The sequence below is a fragment of the Streptomyces sp. URMC 123 genome, assembly GCF_051386515.1.
Taxonomy (GTDB): Bacteria; Actinomycetota; Actinomycetes; order Streptomycetales; family Streptomycetaceae; genus Streptomyces.
In genome coordinates this window covers 1-465 of record NZ_JBPQTV010000709.1, presented here as the reverse complement: position 1 = coordinate 465, position 465 = coordinate 1, and the positions used below count along the sequence as shown (strand labels likewise).

General features: G+C 74.8%; 1 pseudogene. It reads right to left on the bottom strand.

The features are described from left to right. Positions 1 to 465: pseudogene (locus ACSNOD_RS31735) on the bottom strand (hypothetical protein); the annotation flags it as partial.

Below are 465 nucleotides of genomic sequence, written 5' to 3'. Positions count from 1 at the left end.
GAGCAGGACACCGACGCCGGAGGCGTCCAGGGGGCGATCGAGCAGATCGGAGCGCGCCGCGTAGGTCTCGCGCTCCAGCACGCCCTGCGGTCTGCTGCCGGGCAGGCGGCCCGGAAGGTGGCACTGCTCGGCCGTTCTGCCCTGGCAGCCGGCGTAGAACAGCATGCCGTCGGCGTACGGGACCGGGCGCAGCGACGTGCGGGAGGGCGCGGCGCCGCTGCGGTCGGCCAGCCGGTCCACGGCGTTCTCCAGCTCTCCGTACGGGCCGAGGGAGAACAGGACGAGCGACAGTACGGGCGTGCGGCCGGGGCGGGCCTTGAGGTGCAGGGAGGACCAGATCTCGTCCGGGAGCAGCGGCCCCCAGTTCTGCCAGCCGCTCACCACGGCCGCGGCCCGTGACCACGGCCACTCCAGGCGGCCGAGGATGGCGGCGGACGCGGGGTGGGTCCGGAAGCGGAGCTCGGT